This is a genomic window from Pseudaminobacter soli (ex Zhang et al. 2022) (assembly GCF_014595955.1).
Lineage (GTDB): Bacteria > Pseudomonadota > Alphaproteobacteria > Rhizobiales > Rhizobiaceae > Kumtagia > Kumtagia pseudosoli.
Genome location: NZ_JABVCF010000010.1, coordinates 118,783 through 135,374, shown reverse-complemented (window position 1 = coordinate 135,374; position 16,592 = coordinate 118,783). Strand labels below are relative to the sequence as shown.

Annotated in this window: 13 protein-coding genes; 6 read left to right on the top strand and 7 right to left on the bottom strand. The window is 63.8% G+C overall.

The genetic code is table 11. From position 1 onward, the window contains the following. Window position 1: 1 nt before the first annotated feature. From HUI96_RS18910 to HUI96_RS18900, 3 genes are all read right to left on the bottom strand, one after another. Entirely contained in the window at window positions 2–4,792 is a 4,791-nt protein-coding gene (locus tag HUI96_RS18910; RefSeq protein WP_188256239.1) for an NAD-glutamate dehydrogenase, read from the bottom strand. A gap of 176 nt (window positions 4,793–4,968) precedes the next feature. Further along, window positions 4,969–5,580: a LysE family translocator gene (locus HUI96_RS18905; RefSeq protein WP_188256238.1), complete on the bottom strand. Its 612-nt coding sequence runs from the start codon at window positions 5,578–5,580 to the stop codon at window positions 4,969–4,971. Between the two features lie 97 nt (window positions 5,581–5,677). Further along, window positions 5,678–7,768, bottom strand: coding sequence for a lytic transglycosylase domain-containing protein (locus HUI96_RS18900; protein ID WP_237684221.1), 2,091 nt, complete (start codon window positions 7,766–7,768; stop codon window positions 5,678–5,680). 217 nt (window positions 7,769–7,985) lie between these two features. On the opposite strand from HUI96_RS18900, the gene dapA reads away from it, so the two are divergent. From dapA to HUI96_RS18885, 3 genes are all read left to right on the top strand, one after another. Beyond that, the gene (dapA, locus tag HUI96_RS18895; protein ID WP_188256237.1) at window positions 7,986–8,864 is read left to right on the top strand and encodes a 4-hydroxy-tetrahydrodipicolinate synthase; all 879 of its coding nucleotides are present in this window, start codon (window positions 7,986–7,988) and stop codon (window positions 8,862–8,864) included. 366 nt (window positions 8,865–9,230) lie between these two features. Continuing rightward, window positions 9,231–9,710, top strand: coding sequence for an SsrA-binding protein SmpB (gene smpB / locus HUI96_RS18890; protein WP_188256236.1), 480 nt, complete (start codon window positions 9,231–9,233; stop codon window positions 9,708–9,710). A 201-nt stretch (window positions 9,711–9,911) separates the two neighbouring features. Further along, window positions 9,912–10,505 (top strand): class I SAM-dependent methyltransferase, encoded by a 594-nt coding sequence (locus tag HUI96_RS18885; RefSeq protein WP_210320236.1) that lies wholly within the window; start codon window positions 9,912–9,914, stop codon window positions 10,503–10,505. A gap of 9 nt (window positions 10,506–10,514) precedes the next feature. On the opposite strand, the gene HUI96_RS18880 is transcribed toward HUI96_RS18885, so the two are convergent. From HUI96_RS18880 to HUI96_RS18865, 4 genes are all read right to left on the bottom strand, one after another. After that, entirely contained in the window at window positions 10,515–10,991 is a 477-nt protein-coding gene (locus HUI96_RS18880; protein ID WP_188256234.1) for an SRPBCC family protein, read from the bottom strand. Then, window positions 10,988–11,299 carry an ArsR/SmtB family transcription factor gene (locus HUI96_RS18875; protein WP_188256233.1) on the bottom strand — a complete coding sequence of 104 codons (312 nt, stop codon included), beginning with the start codon at window positions 11,297–11,299 and terminating at the stop codon, window positions 10,988–10,990. The genes HUI96_RS18880 and HUI96_RS18875 overlap by 4 nt, the downstream gene beginning before the upstream one ends. 325 nt (window positions 11,300–11,624) lie before the next feature. Beyond that, window positions 11,625–12,272, bottom strand: a complete 648-nt coding sequence (locus tag HUI96_RS18870) for a uracil-DNA glycosylase family protein (RefSeq protein WP_188256232.1) — start codon at window positions 12,270–12,272, stop codon at window positions 11,625–11,627. A gap of 101 nt (window positions 12,273–12,373) precedes the next feature. Beyond that, window positions 12,374–12,958: an NYN domain-containing protein gene (locus HUI96_RS18865; protein ID WP_188256231.1), complete on the bottom strand. Its 585-nt coding sequence runs from the start codon at window positions 12,956–12,958 to the stop codon at window positions 12,374–12,376. 271 nt (window positions 12,959–13,229) lie between these two features. Between HUI96_RS18865 and rpoZ the strand changes: the two genes are divergently transcribed. The 3 genes from rpoZ to pyrE all read left to right on the top strand — a co-directional run bounded on the left by rpoZ (window position 13,230) and on the right by pyrE (window position 16,557). Next, window positions 13,230–13,628: a DNA-directed RNA polymerase subunit omega gene (gene rpoZ / locus HUI96_RS18860; protein ID WP_188256230.1), complete on the top strand. Its 399-nt coding sequence runs from the start codon at window positions 13,230–13,232 to the stop codon at window positions 13,626–13,628. 106 nt (window positions 13,629–13,734) lie between these two features. Continuing rightward, on the top strand, window positions 13,735–15,966 hold the full coding sequence (locus HUI96_RS18855; protein WP_188256229.1) for a RelA/SpoT family protein: 2,232 nt from the start codon (window positions 13,735–13,737) through the stop codon (window positions 15,964–15,966). Window positions 15,967–15,978: 12 nt separating this feature from the next. Then, a complete protein-coding gene (pyrE, locus tag HUI96_RS18850; protein ID WP_188256228.1) occupies window positions 15,979–16,557 on the top strand; it encodes an orotate phosphoribosyltransferase in 579 nt (192 codons plus the stop codon). Window positions 16,558–16,592: the final 35 nt, after the last annotated feature.

Genomic DNA, 16,592 nt, shown 5'->3' with positions numbered 1-16,592 from the left:
CTCACACCATGGTGAGATCGTGCATCAACCCTGCCGCCACGGAAAGCCTGGAGAGGCTGATGTCCCCACCTTCCGTGAGCGCCTGCAGCCGCTCCCGAATAAGGGTCACGCGATCGCCACCGCTCTGCAGCCATTTGGTGACGGAATCGGCCGCTTTGCCCTGGGTCGCGAGTGCCGAGACCGCGATGGCGCGCGCCGAGGCGTTGATCGTGTCGATCGCGCGGCTGAGCGCAAGCCCGTCGTAGTAGTCCGTGGCCGGAATGGTGCGTGCAGCCTCCTCGATGCGCGCCACGCGGAAGGTGTCGTTGACTGCGAAGTAGACCTCCGCAGCTTCGCCCATTCCCGCATCCGCGGTGCGCGCGACCAGCGCGATGTCGGGTATGGCCTGCGCCGCCTCTGCATTGGCAAGACTTTCGGCGAGCGCCTCGGGCGTACCGGCAGCCATCAGGAATTGCCGCCGTTCGTCTAGCCGCGTCCGCGAATAGGCCGGCAGCAGTTCTGCGAGTTTCGGCTCCAGCGCCTTGCGCGCCGCCTGCAGGTCGCCGATGCGCTTGCCGATCGGCTCGACGGAGTGGTCGTTCTTGAGTAGCCAGCCGCAATTCAGATACAGCAGCCGGGACACGTCCTGGTAGAGATCGAGCTGAAGCTGGCCGTCTATTCTGTTGTCCAGTGCGTCGATCTCGGCGTAGATCGCCGGCAGCTCGAAGCCGTCGCGCGCAACCGCGAATCCCGCTGCGATATCCGCGGCAGTCCGCCCAGTGGCATCCTGGAGCCGGCTCGCGAAGGACGGGCCGCCACGATTGACGAGATCATTCACCAGCACCCGTGAAATGATCTCACGGCGAAGCCGATGGCTCTTTATGTCCTGGCCGAACTTCGTCGCCATCTTTTCCGGGAAGTAGGACAGCAGGTCGCGTTCGAAATAGGGATCGTCCGGAACCTCGCTCGCCAGCAGGTCGGAAAACAGCGAGATCTTGGCGTAGGCGAGCAGCACGCCCAACTCAGCCCGGGCCAGCGGCTCGCCGCGCACCTGCCGCTCAGCGAGGGCGCTTTCGGAAGGCAGCATTTCCACCTTGCGGTTCAGGATACCGCGCGCCTCCAGGCCGGCGATGAAGCGGGCCTGATGCGGCAGGTCGGCCAGTCCCCGCTTCCTCTGCAGCGATATGGCAAGCGTCTGCTGATAGTTGTTGCCCAGCACCAGCCTGGTCACCTCGGGCGTCATCTCGGCGAGCAGCTTGTCGCGGGCCGGGCGCGTGAGCGCGCCTTTGCGCATCGCGCTGGACAGCGCGATCTTGATGTTCACCTCGACGTCCGAACAGTTCACGCCGCCGGAATTGTCGATCGCGTCGGAGTTGCAGGCGCCGCCGAGCAGTCCATACTCGATGCGGCCGCGCTGGGTGACGCCCAGGTTGGCGCCCTCGCCGATGACCTTGGCGCGCACCTCCGGGGCGGAGATACGGATGGCATCGTTGGCGCGGTCGCTGACCTCCTGGTGAGTCTCGCTGCTCCCTTTCACATAGGTGCCGATGCCGCCGAACCAGAGCAGATCGACTGGGGCCTTCAAGATAGCGTGCATTATCTCGATCGGCGTGGCGGCCGTCTTCTCGAAGCCGATGGCCGCAGCCGCTGCACTGCTCAGCGTCACGGACTTCTGGCTGCGGGAGATGATCGCGCCGCCCGCCGAGAGCTTCGCCTTGTCGTAGTCCTGCCAGCTCGAGCGGGGCAGGTTGAACAGCCGTTGGCGCTCGGCGAAGGATGCGGCGGGGTCGGGGTCCGGGTCGATGACGATGTCGCGATGGTCGAAGGCAGCGACGAGTCGCGTCTGCTTGGACAGGAGCATGCCGTTGCCGAACACGTCGCCCGACATGTCGCCCACGCCGACGACCGTGAACGGCTCGTTCTGGATATCCCGGTTGCGCTCGCGAAAATGCCGTTTCACTGCTTCCCAGGCACCTCTGGCGGTGATGCCCATCTTCTTGTGGTCGTAGCCGGCCGAGCCGCCGCTGGCGAAAGCGTCGTCCAGCCAGAAACCGTGCTCCTGGCTGATCGCATTGGCCGTGTCCGAGAAAGTGGCGGTGCCTTTGTCGGCGGCCACCACGAAATAGGGATCGTCGCCGTCACGGCGAACGACCCCTTCCGGCGGCACGACGCCCTTATCGCCGATATTATCGGTGACCGAGAGCAGGCTGGTGATGAAGTTGATGTAAGCCTGCCGCCCCGCCTCGAAGATGGCTTCCCGGCTGCCGCCCACCGGCTGCCGTTTCGGATAGAAGCCGCCCTTCGCTCCGACCGGAACGATGACCGCGTTCTTCACCTGCTGCGCCTTGACCAGGCCGAGCACCTCGGTGCGGTAGTCCTGCGCCCGGTCGGACCAGCGCAGGCCGCCGCGGGCCACCGACCCGAAGCGCAGATGCACGCCTTCCACCTCCGGGCCATAGACGAAGATCTCACGCCACGGCCGCGGCTCCGGGAGGTTGTCGACCACCCTGGAATCCAGCTTGAGCGCAAACGATCGACCGGGGTCGGCGGGGGCGAAGTGATTGGTGCGCAGGGTTGCGTCGATCAGGTTCAGGAAGCGCCGGATGATGGTGTCGTCCTCGAGGCTGGGCACCTCGCGCAGCGCATCCCTGATCTTGGCGCCGAGATGCTTGGCGCTGACCGCGCCATTCTCCGCCTTGGGGTCGAACATCGCGGCGAAAAGCTGGTAGAGGCCATGCGCGATCTCGGGATAGCGGTTCAGCACATTGGCGATCACGTCCTGGCTTTGCGGAATCCCGGCCTGCTGAAGGTAGCGGCCGTAGGCTCTGAGCACCAGGATATCGCGCGACCACAGTCCCGCGGTCTGCGCCAGCGCGTTGTAGCCGTCATTGTCGCTCTCACCGCGCCAGATCGAGTACGACACCTCCTCCAGGCGCGCGGCGCCCTTGGCCAGGTCGATCGCCTTGCCGAAGGCATTCTCCAGTTCCATGTCGTGCACGAAGACGAGCGCGCCGTTGGACGGGATATCGAAGGTCCGCTCGCTGATCACGCGGAACCCCATGTTCTCCAGGATGGGTACGCGGCGGGACAGGGCCACCGGCTCGCCGTAGTGATAAATTTTCAACGAGGCCTGCTCGGCCCGCTGTCCGGTGTCCCTGTAATAATCGATCGAGAATGGGTCCTTGGCCGACAGGCTGGCGATCCGGGCAGCATCCGCCAGTGCCACCGCCGCGGTGAAGGAGCCCTGGTAGCTTTGCGGAAAGCGCGAGGCGAATGCGACGACGCGCTGATCGGCGCCTGAGTTCTTTGCGGCATCGCGCAAGCCGTCTTCCCAGGTCCGTACGATGTCGCGGATCGCAGCTTCGATCGTCTCCTGCTGGACCTTCGGCGTCTTGCCGCCGTCACGACCGATGATGAAGTGCACGCGCGTCAGCGCACCCTCGGGGAACGCGGGATAGTATGCCGAGACTCGCCCCTCGAAGGCGGACTTGAGATAGTTGCCGATGCGCTCGCGGACCTCGCTGTCGTAACGGTCCTTGGGCACGAATACGAGCACCGAGACGAAGCGGTCGAATTGGTCTACGCGCACTAGCGCCCGGATCCGCGGCCGCTCCACGAGTCCCAATATCGCATTGGCATGCTTGCGCAGCACGGACACGGGCACCTGGAAGAGCTCGTCGCGCGGGTAGGCTTCGAGGACGTTGGTGAGCGCCTTGCCGGAATGGTCGGCCGGATCGAACCCGGATTCCCGCAGGACGATCTTAGCCTTCGAGCGCAGATAGGGGATGTTCAGCACCGACTTCGTATAGGCGGTCGAGGTGAAGAGCCCGACGATCCTCAACTCGCCCGAAAGTTCTCCGTCGTCCGTGTAGGTCTTGATGCCGATGTAATCGAGATAGGCGCGGCGGTGCACGACGGACTTGGCGTTCGCCTTGGTGACGATCAGCGGATCGGGCCCATGCAGGAAGGCGCGAATTTCCGGCGTCGTCTGACCATCCTGATTGGCGGGCGTTCGCAGCACCCGGACGTTCGGATCTGCGAGGATGCCTAGCCCCGTCTTGTCCGAGCGCTCCAGGCTGCCTGTCTTTTCGCTGCCCGAGTAGACGAATTCACGCATCCCAAGGAAGGTGAAGTTGTTGTCGCGCAGCCATTCGAGGAAGGCGACCGCCTCGGTGACTGCCACCTTGTCGAGCGGCACGGGCGAGTAGCGGTATTCCGAAATCGCCCGATCGAGCCTCGCCAGCATCGGTTTCCAGTCGGAGACGACGCGCCGTACCTGTGCGAGAACGCTTTCGATCCGATCCTTCAGGTTCTGTGCCTCGTCGGCCGAAAGTTGCGGAACGTGCACATGGATGACGCTCAGCCGGGCGGCATCCTGCTCCCGCGCCGAGCCACCGTCGCCGATGATCTCCTCGACCCCCGACGGGCCATGCCGGACAGCGAGAATAGGATGAGTGACCAGTGTTGGCTCGTCCGCACTGGCGCCGATCTCGCCGAGGACTGAGTCGAAGAGGAAGGGCATGTTGTCGTTGACGACCGTGATCACCGTCATCGGCCGTCCATCCCGCACAACCTGCGGATCGCGGTCAACGGCGACGATGCTCTGTCCCTTGCGATGGCGCGTCACGGCGTTGCCGGCGAGTTCGGCGGCGCGCGACAAGGCCTCCGGCTGATAGGAGGCGAGATCCTCCTCAGGCGCCCGCGCCAGAAGGAAGTCGGCGAGGCTGACTGGCTTCGAATGAGCTCTGCGCGTCTCGGAAGTGGCCGTCTTGCCGTTCGTCCGAGCTTTTGCGCTGGATCTCGCTGAAGCCATGTAAACATCCTCTCCGAATGATGCACTTATCCTGCGACCGTATCAGATGGCCGGCGGAATTCGATGGTGATAACGCCCGCTGGTTACGTTCAGGTTCAACGGAATTGCCTGCCATCGGCCGGGCTCCAGCGCTGCGGTCGCCGTTCTTACAACGCGATGGCGCTGAGCCAGGCAGTTCAGCGGGCCGCGATGGCCGCGGCCGCACCCGCCATGGTGGTCGCGCTGAAACGGTTTGCGAATCGCATTGCCCTCGCGCTTTTCAGAAGCCGCCTTGCCTGTGCCGCGGCAGTCGCCCAGGAAACATCGATCAGGATCAGTACCACTGCCATCGTGCCGACCAGTTCCAGCCAGCCGATCGTGCTGACGCTCGCGAGGTCGATGATGGTTGGCAGCAGTGCCAGATAGAACATCATGATCTTGGGATTGCCGAGGGTGACGGCAAGCCCGGCGAAGAAGAGCTTCAGTGGCGCGTCCGCCTTCGGGATCGATGCGCCCTCGGTATGAACCGGCGCGGTCCACATCTTCCAGGCGAGATAGACCAGATAGGCGACGCCGAGCCATTTCACGATCAGGAAGGCAACGTGGAAGGTCTGGGCGATGAAAGCCAGGCCGAACACGGCGAGCGTCAGCCAGATCGCCTCGCCGATCCACATCGCCAGCAGGAACGGCAGCACGTCGCGCATGCCCTTGGCGATCACGCGCGCTACCAGCGCCGCGATGCTCGGCCCCGGCGAGCCGGCCGCCACGACCAGCGCGCCGGCGAAGATCAGAAGCGAGGACAGGTCCATGCGGGAGCCTCAGGAGGAACGAGCGATATTATATACGTGCCCGGTTCAACTATGTTCACGGGCCCGGGACGTTAGCTCGTTCCCGCGTCCTTCGCCACTACTGCAGCTCTATGCGTCCCTGGACGAGATCATCGGCGATGTCGAAGGTGCCGGTGAGGCGCATCTTGTAGACTTCGTAATTCTCCATCACCCGCTGCACGTAGCCGCGTGTTTCGGTGAAGGGGATGCGCTCGATCCAGTCGACCACCGTCTCGAGATCCTTGCCGCGCGGATCGCCATATCGCTTCATCCACTGGCGGGCCCGGCCCGGGCCGGCATTGTAGCCGGCGAAGGTGAGCACGTAGGAACCGTCGAAGTTGCCGAGTTGCTCGCCGAGGAAAGTCGCCCCCAGCGTGGCGTTGTAACCGGGGTCGGTAGTGAGCTTAAGCGCGGAGAAGGCGAGGCCAGCCTTCTCGGCCACGCTCTTGGCCGTGTTCGGCATCAACTGCAGCAAGCCGAGAGCTCCGGCTTTCGAAACAGCCTCGGTCTTGAATTCGCTCTCCTGCCTGGCGATGGCATAGGCCAGCGCCTTGCCCGATCCTGAGATGTTCGCGTCCGTGGGGATTGCACCAACCGGGTGAGAGAGCGCGCCGATCTCCATGCCTTTGTTCAAGGCGATCTTGCCGATCCGCAGCGCAAGATTGTGGTCGCCGCGTTCCTCCGCCATGGCGGCGAGCAGCGCAATCTCTCCGGGGCTGGTGAGATCGCGCGCGAGCCCGCGGTAGAGGATGTCGGCAAGATCCTGGCGTTCGGCCGCTTCGAGGCGTCTGATCGCCATGACGGGATCGCGTGCGGCGAAGTTCCGGCGGTCGGCCTGCGACGGTTCCGGATGGGCGACGTCGATGGCCGAACGGCCGATCTTTGCGGCGGCGAGCTGCCCGTAGAAGGCGGTTCCATAGGTCGCCGCCCGCTCGTAATACTCCTTGGCGCTGCCGGGTCCGCCGGCTTCGGCCGCGCGGCCGAGCCAGTAATAGGCCCGCGACATCGAGATCGGACCCTCGGCGACCTCTGCAATGCGGGCGAAGTGTTCGGCACCCTTCTTCGGATCGCTCAATCCGCGTAGGGCATACCAGCCCGCATGGAACTCGGCGTCCGCCGCATTCGATGGGGTCTCCGCCGCGTGCCCCGCCGCGATTCTGTACGCGGTCTTCACGTCGCGGAGATCGAGGAGTTCGCGCGACAGGACGCGCCGCTCGATCCACCAGGCATCGGGGTCGACTACTGCCGTACGGTCCTGCGGCGCCTTCGCCATGACGGCCGCGGCGTCCTCGTATTTCTCTCTCTTGCGCAGGTACTTGGCCTTGGCGAAGAACCATCCGGCCGAGCGCTGCGCCTCAGGGACGGCGTCGAGCAGCTTGCTCGCAGACTTGTCGCCCCTGATCACTGCGGCCCAGGCATCGACCAGCGCCTTGGCTCCGGCGGATCCGGCCACCCGCTGTGCCGAGTTGACACGCTCGGCATAGAGCATCCGCTCCATGCGGAAGCGGTGATCGGCGCTCGACAAGACTTCGCCGAACTCGCGCAGGATCTGCGATTCTTCGCGCGCTTCGAGCTTCTCCGTCCGCCAGAACGGCACCAGCACGTCTTGGGCCGCCTTTCGGTCGCCGAGCGCAAGATGGGCGCGCGTCAACAGGATGACGCCCTGCATCGTCTGCGGGGTATTGCCGGCGAACGCCTGAACCACCACCTCGGGGGCGGGGCGCTCGCGGTAGAGCGCCCGCTCGTTGTTCTTCCTCAACGTCTCGGCGCCCGGCCAATGCTGCAGCGTCTGCACCGCTTCGGCGATCTCCTTGCTGGAGAGATCGCCGCCGCCCTTGAGCACGATCGCCCAAGTGAGGGTGCGCCGGTCCAGCGACATGGGCATGGCGTCCCGAACGGCACGCGCCTCGACGACATCGCCCTTCTCCAGAAGGGCCAGCCCTGCCTTGAGCTCGGCGATGCTTGTCTGCGGCAGGCGGTCGCTTTTGCCTGTGGCTGTGCCGGAGTGCGGAATCCCGCTCACCATCGCATGCGACACCCGGCGTGTGTCCATGTCGATGCTGGCCGTAACGTCCCCGTCGACCTCTATTCTTGCAACGTCTGCAGCCGGAGCGAGCGCTATGAGCCCGGCGAGCAGCATTGAGCGGCGCGAATAACGCGAAATGCTCATTCGGCTTCCCCGTCCCTTGCGCAGTGCTCAAAAGAGCGCGCGAGGGTATGCTAGATGATCATGGTGAAGAGCCCGTAAACCGATCCGTTCGGTTTCTGCTTTTGGGCCACATTGCCCGCCAAGAATGTCAAGACTATGGTGAGTCGCTTGGCGTTCCGCTACAAGGCGCCGCAGTTCAAATCGATGCAGCAGAACCGCTGCGCAGGAGTTCGACTACATGCTGAGAGGCTCGTTGACCGCGCTGGTGACGCCGTTCGACAGGAACGGGGCGCTGGACGAGAAAGCCTTCCGCGATCTGGTCGAATGGCAGATTTCGGAAGGCAGCAGCGGCCTTGTCCCGGTCGGCACGACGGGTGAGTCGCCGACGCTCTCGCATCAAGAGCACCGGCAGGTGGTCCGGGCCTGCGTGGAGGCAGCGCGCGGCCGCGTGCCGGTCGTAGCCGGCGCCGGCTCGAACAATACCGAGGAGGCGGTCGGCCTCGTGCGTTTCGCCGAGGAAGTCGGCGCGGACGCCGTACTTGTCGTCACGCCCTACTACAACAAGCCGACGCAGCGCGGGCTCTATCTGCACTTCGCCACCGTCGCCAAGGCCACGAAGCTGCCGATCATCATCTACAACATACCGCCGCGCTCGGTGATCGACATGACCCCGGAGACGATGGGCCGGCTTGCCCATGACTTCTCCAACATCGTTGGCGTGAAGGATGCGACCGGCAAGATCGAGCGCGTTTCCGAACAGCGCATGACCTGCGGCAAGGAGTTCATCCAGCTCTCCGGCGAGGATGCTACGGCGCTCGGCTTCAATGCGCATGGCGGCGTCGGCTGCATCTCGGTGACGTCCAATGTGGCGCCGCGCCTCTGCGCCGAGTTCCAGAAGGCGACGCTGGCGAACGACAAGGAGGAGGCGCTGGAACTGCAGGACAGGCTCATGCCGCTGCACAAGGCGATCTTCATCGAGCCGGGCGTCGCCGGGGCGAAGTATGCGCTGTCGCGCCTCGACAAGGTTCAGAACGTCGTCCGCTTGCCGCTGACAGCGGTCGAAGAATCCACCGCCGAGAAGATTGACGCGGCCATGAGGCATGCCGGATTGATCTGAGCGCGAGACCGGTGCGTCCTTCGAGGCTCGCCCATTCGACTGGAGCGAGTTCTGCTGTATCGAAGAGGGCGAGCACCTCAGGATGAGGGAGGTCGGTGCCTCTCGCCGCTCGGAAAGTCATTGGCGTCGCCCCTCATTCTTACTCTCCCGATAAAGGGCGGGGAGGGGAGTTCGCCAGCGTTGCGGCCGACCTCGTTTCTTGCCTTTTGCGGGGAGAAGGTCCTAGCAGGGCAAGCGGCCTCCCTCATCCTGAGGTGCGAGCCCGCACCGCGTATGTGAGTGGAGCGAAGTTTGACGGGCGAGCCTCGAAGGACGCACCATATTGTAGGCACCGGAGAAGCCACGCTAGGCGCCAAATAGAGAAGCATGAACCAGGTCAAGAAAGCCGATCCCAACAACAAGACCGTCGCCGAAAACCGCAAGGCCCGGTTCTCCTACGAGATCCTGGACACGGTGGAGGCTGGCCTCGTGCTGACCGGCACCGAGGTGAAGTCGCTGCGCCAGGGCCAGGCCAACATCCAGGATGCATATGCCTCCAACGAGGGCGGCGAGATCTGGCTCATCAACTCCTATTTGCCGGAGTATCTTCAGGCCAACCGCTTCAACCATGAACCGCGTCGCCGCAGGAAACTGCTGCTCAACAAGCGCGAGATGGCGCGGCTGTCGCAGGCGGTCGAGCGGGAAGGCATGACCATGGTGCCGCTGAAGATCTACTTCAACGATAGGGGCCGGGCGAAACTGCTGCTCGGGGTCGCCCGCGGCAAGAAGCTGCACGACAAGCGCGAGACCGAGAAGCAGCGCGACTGGGCGCGCGAGAAGGGGCGCCTGCTCAAGGAACGGGGCTAGTTCTTTACAAGGAGATGCACCTCGGCTCGAGGTCCTCCCTAGGAAAGCCTTGGTTTTCTGCGGAAATGTGGGAGTGCACCGTTTCCGGAGGGGTCAATGACTTCGAAAGCCGGCGCAAGCGGCGCAACGGCGCGCTGCCCAATCTGTGGGGGCACTGAGTTCGGACCAGGCCCGCGAGGCCGCACCGCTCCGAACGGTGCAATGCCCCGCTGCACCGGCTGCCGGTCGCTGGAACGCCATCGCATCTCCCGCATCATGTTCGAGCGGCTGGGATCGGAGAGCTTCGCCGCCGCATCGGCGATCCAGTTCTCGCCGGACCCGACGGTCGATGCGGCCTGGTTCCGCTCCTTCGAACTTTCGGTCTATGGCGAGCCGGGCGGCATCGACATCCAGGCGATAGATCGGCCCGACGCGAGTTACGATTATGTCGGCTGCTCGCACGTGCTGGAGCATGTCGGCGACGACCGCGCGGCGCTCCTGGAACTGCTGCGGATCGCGGCGCCAGACGGGCTGGTTTATCTCTCCGTGCCCGATCCGATTCGCGAGCCGGTGACGCGCGACTGGGGTTTTGCCAAGCCTGAGAAATTCGGGCATTGGCGGGTGTATGGCCGCGACATAAGCCAGCGCTTCAGCCGCTACATCCCCGATCAGCCGGTCCTCGCCTATCTCGGCGAGGACCCGGTGACCGGTGAATGGGCCGATGCTTTCCTCCTGCCGAAATCGCCTGCCCGCCATCGCTGGATCGCGGAACGCCTGGGAGCATTGGTGAAGCCGATCGCCGAAGCCTGGACCTGATTGAAGCGTTCAGCCCGCAGCGACGGTCTTGGCATAGAGGTCGACCAGAAGCGGCCAGCCGCCTTCGGAATCGAGGGTGTTTCGCGCGGCCTCGGCGCGGTCGCCATAGTTTTCGAGCAGCCGATGCTCGAGATCGACGCGCGTGCGGCTTTCCTCGATTGGCGTGAACAGCACCTCGACCTCGGTCAGCAACTCTGGATCGAACCGCCAATCCGCAGTGATCCGCCACGCGAGCACAAGACGGCGCGGGCGGTTCCATTCCAGCACCTCGCCCCAGTCGCATTCCTTTCCGTCCTCGCCGACCTCATACCAGCGTCCGCCGGAGCGCGGTTCCATTCGGACGGCTTTCTGCGAGGTCGAGCCAATGGAATGCGAGGCGGGCCACCACTTGCCCATCTGGGCCGTGAACACGTCGAATGCTCGCTCCTGCGGGGCGGGCACCGTCACCGACCTTCGGACAGGTGCGGGTCTGATTGAGATCGTCATTTCTCCTCCTTCTCGATGCTGAACTCTGCCTGGAATGCGTCGAGCGCGGCCTCCCACGTCCGGTCGAGCCAGGTCCGGATGGCGGCGAGCCCCTGCGGGTCGATGCGATAGATGTTGCTGGCGCCCTTCGGCTCGGCGATCACCAGGCCTGCCTCCCGCAGAACCTTCAGATGATGTGAAACGGCCGGCTGCGATATCGGCAGTTCACCGGCGATACGGGCAACCGATCGCGGCCGCGCGCTCACCAGTTCGAACACCTTGCGCCGCGTCGGGTCCGAGAGCGCGGCAAATGCCTTATCATAAGCCATGGTTTATGATAAACACAGGTTTATGGATGAGTCAATGGCTCGTAATGCAATGGAGAGCGCCGGACTGATGCGGCCGCGCGGTCGCGCTGCCTTAGGCAACTGCTCCAGGGAGACGGAAGGGCGTTAGGCTAGCTGTCGAGGGTCTCGTCTCCCGTCTCCCGTCCGCCACTGGGGTGCATACGCATCTTGACGCTTCGTTCTACCTCGGATTTGCGGTTTCGAGTCCGAGGCTAAAGCCATGCGAGGAGATTTGCATACGATGCGCATCGGCATCGGCCTCGAGGAGGCATACCTCAAAGCCACTAGACGACCTACCCGGCCACCTTCACTGCTGCAGGATACGAGATGCTTCCCTGAACACGGCGAGGAACATCTCCTCGGTCAGCACGCCGGTATTGGTGTTGTAGCGCGAGCAGTGATAGCTCGACAGCAGTGAAAGGTCGGCGATCGGCGCGGAGGCGCCGTGCCTGAACGGATAGGCCGCGACCCGGCCGCCCAGCGCCCGCACGGTCGACTGATGCGCGATCGCGCCCAGCGTGACGATGACTTTCAGATTGGGGAAGCGCGACAGGGTGGGGCCGAGGAAAGCCCGACAGGTGGCGATCTCCTGCGTGGTCGGCTTGTTCTCCGGCGGCACGCATCGCACGGCGTTGGTGATCGCCGCGTCGATCAGCTCAAGCCCATCGTCCGGCCGTGCCTCGTAGTGGCCGCGCGCGAACCCGAATCGGACCAGGGTGGAATAGAGAAGGTTCCCCGCAAAGTCGCCCGTGAACGGCCGGCCGGTGCGGTTTGCCCCGCGAAGTCCCGGGGCCAGGCCGACGATCAGCAGGCGGACGGACTCTTCGCCAGTCGGCGGCAGGAACGTGGGAACGGGTGCGTTGAACCAGTCCGGCTCGCGCTCCCGCCATTCATGACGGAATGCGGAAAGGCGAGGGCAGAGGGGACAATCGTTGGAAGGTTCGCAAGGCGTCACGCCCGGAGCCTTGCCACAGCATGCGCACGGCGGGCAATGCACCGCAGCGCGTAAAAGCCCGCCATCCCCAACGAGAGTGAAGATCCCAGGCTTTCGGGGCCTCAGAATTCCTCTTCGCTGGCCACTACCGCCGGCTCCGGCCGCCTCACTGGACGCTCGGAGGGATCGCGGCCGACCTCGGCTTTCAGCGTCGTCAGGTCGATGAAATGGTCGGCCTGCCGGCGCAACTCGTCAGAGATCATCGGCGGCTGCGACGCCATGGTGGAGACCACGCTCACCTTACGGCCGCGCCTCTGCAGCGCATCCACGAGGGTCCGGAAGTCGCCATCGCCCGAGAAGATGACATAGTGGTCCACGCAATCGGCAAGCTGCAGGGCATCGACCGTCAGCTCGATGTCCATGTTGCCCTTGATCTTGCGCCGGCCGGTCGCATCGGTGAATTCCTTGGCGGGCTTGGTCACGACCTTGTAGCCGTTATAATCCAGCCAATCGATCAATGGGCGGATCGATGAATACTCCTGGTCCTCTACCAGAGCCGTGTAGTAGTAGGCGCGCAGAAGGTAGCCGCGTTTCTGGAAGGCTGCGAGGAGTTTACGGTAGTCTATATCGAAACCAAGAGATCGAGACGTGGCATACAGGTTAGCGCCATCGATGAAGAGGGCAACTTTCTCGCGTGGATCGAACATGCGGAATGTCCTTGCTCAAATAGACAGTGGTGCTGCAATCATGTCCCCGAAACGGCAACTGAAATGCTGGCCGTTTCGCTAATCGATACAGATATAGTCGAGTTGAGAATAATCCAAGTCCGGTCACGCAAATGTAATTGGAACAGGAAGCGTCCGTCCGCGTTGACTCTGCCGCTGCGGAACAAGCAGAGCGAAAAGCTTGTTTTCGAACCGCGTTCGGGTTATGGACCCCGCCAGTTTCCGTGACATTCAGGTATGAAAGGGGCAGTCAATGGCCCGCGTAACCGTTGAAGACTGCATCGACAAGGTCGAGAACCGCTTCGAGCTCGTGCTCCTGGCCGGTCATCGTGCCCGTCAGATATCGCAGGGCGCGCAGATCACCGTGCCGCGCGATAACGACAAGAATCCGGTCGTCGCGCTTCGCGAGATCGCCGACGAGACGCTGTCGCCCGGCGACCTCAAGGAGGACCTCATTCACTCCCTCCAGAAGCATGTCGAGGTGGACGAGCCCGAGAGCGAAGGGGGCGAGATCGCCGACCAGACCGTTGCTGCCGGCGAAGAGGTCGATCGCGAGGACGAGAGCAACATTGCTTTCGACCGCATGTCGGAAGAGGAACTGCTGGCCGGCATCGAAGGCCTGGTCGCGCCGGAAAAAAGCGAAGATTACTGAGCCTTGCACTATTAGGCGGGCCTTTTGTGGCTCGCCTTTCGTGGCTATCTGTCTTATGCGCCGTATTGCCTGATACGGCGCATAATTTTGGAGATAGCCCACACCCATGATGCGCCAATATGAGCTTGTGGAGCGCGTGCAGCGCTACAAGCCCGAGGTCAATGAGCCCCTGCTCAACAAGGCCTATGTCTACGCCATGCAGAAGCATGGCCATCAACGGCGCGCATCCGGCGATCCCTACTTCTCGCATCCGCTCGAAGTCGCGGCGATCCTGACCGATATGCACCTCGACGAGTCGACCGTGGCTGCCGCGCTGCTGCACGATACGATCGAGGACACGACCGCCACCCGGCAGGAGATCGATCAGCTTTTCGGTCCCGACATCGGCAAGCTCGTCGAGGGCCTCACCAAGCTGAAGAAGCTGGACCTTGTCTCCCGAAAGGCTGAGCAGGCGGAGAACCTGCGCAAGTTGCTTCTCGCCATCTCCGAGGACGTCCGCGTCCTTCTCGTAAAGCTCGCTGATCGCCTCCACAACATGCGCACCCTCGACCACGTGCCGGAGAGCAAGCGGCTGCGCATCGCCGAGGAGACGATGGACATCTACGCGCCGCTTGCGGGCCGAATGGGCATGCAGGGCATGCGCGAGGAACTGGAGGAACTTGCGTTCCGCCACATCAACCCCGAGGCGCACCGCATGGTGACGGCGCGATTGGCGGAAATCTTCGAGAAGAACCGCGGCGTCGTCGCCGAGATCGAAACCGCGCTCTCGGCCCTGTTCGAGAAGCACGCGATCAAGGCGAAGGTGAAGAGCCGCGAGAAGAAGCCCTGGTCGGTGTTCCGCAAGATGGAGTCCAAGGCGCTCTCGCTGGAGCAGCTTTCCGACCTCTTTGGCTTTCGCGTCATCACGCAGAGCGTGGAGGACTGCTACCGCGCGCTCGGCGCCATCCACAGCACATGGTCGATGGTTCCCGGCCGCTTCAAGGACTACATCTCGACACCCAAGCAGAACGACTACCGGTCGATCCACACCACTATCGTCGGACCGTCTCGCCAGCGTATCGAGTTGCAGATCCGTACCGATGAAATGAACACCATCGCCGAATACGGTGTGGCGGCCCATGCGCTTTACAAGGACGGCGTGAGAAAGGGCAACGGCGCGGCCGCGTCGATGTCGAAGGAGACGAACGCCTATGCCTGGCTCAGGCGCACGATCGAGCAGTTGGCCGAAGGCGATAATCCAGAGGACTTCCTGGAAAACACAAAGCTCGAGCTATTCCAGGATCAGGTCTTCTGCTTCACGCCGAAGGGCATGCTGATCGCGCTGCCGCGCGGCGCCACGCCGATTGACTTCGCCTACGCCGTGCATACGGAGGTGGGCGACACCTGCGTCGGCGCCAAGATCAATGGGCGCATCATGCCGCTGATCACCGAACTGAAGAACGGCGACGAAGTCGAGATCATCCGCTCGAAAGCGCAGGTGCCGCCGGCCGCGTGGGAATCGATCGTGGTCACCGGAAAGGCGAGGGCGGCGATCCGGCGCGCCACCAAGAACGCGATCCGCAAGCAATATTCCGGACTAGGTCTGCGCATTCTCGAGCGGGTCTTTGCGCGCGCCGACAAGGAGTTCACCAGGGACAGCCTCAAGCCGGTACTGGCGCGCCTCGCCCGCAAGGATGTTGATGACGTGCTGACGGCAGTCGGCAGGGGCGAACTGACGTCCTCCGACGTGTTGCGCGCCGTCTATCCCGACTACAAGGAGGAACGCGTAACCACGCCGCCTCCACAGCAGCGCGAGGAGGGGTGGTCGAGGCTGCGCAACGCTGCCGGAATGCTGTTCCAGCTCCCCGGCCGTGGCTCCAGGAAGGACCGCAAGGCGGAAAAGAGTGGCGGAGCGGTGCCGATCCGCGGCGTTGGCGGCGACCTGCCGGTGCGCTTCGCGCCCGAAGGCGCGGTCCCTGGCGACCGTATCGTCGGCATCATGCAGGCGGGCGTGGGCATCACCGTCTATCCGATCCAGTCGCCGGCGCTGAATGCCTTCGACGATCAGCCGGAGCGCTGGATCGACGTGCGCTGGGATATCGAAGAGAGCAACCGGGAACGCTTCCCCGCAAGAATCTCGGTCACTGCGATCAACGCGCCGGGTTCACTCGCCGAGATCGCCCAGGTGGTTGCGGTGAACGACGCGAACATCCATAGCCTGTCCATGGTCCGCACGGCGCCCGACTTCACCGAGATGCAACTCGACCTCGAGGTCTGGGACGTCAAACACCTCAACCGGCTGTTGACGCAGCTCAAGAACGCGCCGGCCGTGAGCGAGGCCAAGCGGGTGAACGGCTAGGAATACGAAGGCATGGAAACCAGCGAAGTTCTCGATATTTTCCGTGAGGCGGGCGCGGTCCTGGAGGGACACTTCATCCTGACCTCCGGATTGCGCAGCCCAGTCTTCCTGCAGAAGGCGCGCGTCTTCATGCACGCCGAAAAGACGGAGCGGCTCTGCCGCGCGCTTGCCGTGAAGATCCGCAGGGAAGTGCCGGGCAGCATCGACTATGTCGTCGGCCCCGCTGTGGGCGGCCTCATCCCCGCCTACGAGACATCCCGCCATCTCGGGGTGCCGGCGATCTGGGTGGAGCGCGAGCAGGGGGTGTTCCGGCTTCGTCGCTTCGACATCGAGAAGGGCGCCCGCGTGGTGATCGTGGAGGACATCGTCACCACTGGACTGTCGATCCGCGAGACCATCGCCTGCCTGCGCGAACTCGGCGCGGAGGTCGCGGCTGCCGCCTGCATCATCGATCGTTCCGCCGGAAAAACAGACGTCGGCATGCCGCTGATCGCGCTCGCCGAATATGAGGTGCCGGCCTATCCGGCTGACCAATTGCCGCCGGAACTCGCCGCGATCCCGCCGGTCAAGCCCGGCAGCCGCAATATTTGATCAGGTCCAATTCGAGCTTCGTCAGGAACAGTTCA

Coding starts and splice junctions, on each gene's coding strand:
- HUI96_RS18910 (WP_188256239.1), bottom strand. CDS start 4,792: ATGGCTTCAGCGAGATCCAGCGCAAAAGCTCGGACGAACGGCAAGACG.
- HUI96_RS18905 (WP_188256238.1), bottom strand. CDS start 5,580: ATGGACCTGTCCTCGCTTCTGATCTTCGCCGGCGCGCTGGTCGTGGCG.
- HUI96_RS18900 (WP_237684221.1), bottom strand. CDS start 7,768: ATGAGCATTTCGCGTTATTCGCGCCGCTCAATGCTGCTCGCCGGGCTC.
- dapA (WP_188256237.1), top strand. CDS start 7,986: ATGCTGAGAGGCTCGTTGACCGCGCTGGTGACGCCGTTCGACAGGAAC.
- smpB (WP_188256236.1), top strand. CDS start 9,231: ATGAACCAGGTCAAGAAAGCCGATCCCAACAACAAGACCGTCGCCGAA.
- HUI96_RS18885 (WP_210320236.1), top strand. CDS start 9,912: ATGCCCCGCTGCACCGGCTGCCGGTCGCTGGAACGCCATCGCATCTCC.
- HUI96_RS18880 (WP_188256234.1), bottom strand. CDS start 10,991: ATGACGATCTCAATCAGACCCGCACCTGTCCGAAGGTCGGTGACGGTG.
- HUI96_RS18875 (WP_188256233.1), bottom strand. CDS start 11,299: ATGGCTTATGATAAGGCATTTGCCGCGCTCTCGGACCCGACGCGGCGC.
- HUI96_RS18865 (WP_188256231.1), bottom strand. CDS start 12,958: ATGTTCGATCCACGCGAGAAAGTTGCCCTCTTCATCGATGGCGCTAAC.
- rpoZ (WP_188256230.1), top strand. CDS start 13,230: ATGGCCCGCGTAACCGTTGAAGACTGCATCGACAAGGTCGAGAACCGC.
- HUI96_RS18855 (WP_188256229.1), top strand. CDS start 13,735: ATGATGCGCCAATATGAGCTTGTGGAGCGCGTGCAGCGCTACAAGCCC.
- pyrE (WP_188256228.1), top strand. CDS start 15,979: ATGGAAACCAGCGAAGTTCTCGATATTTTCCGTGAGGCGGGCGCGGTC.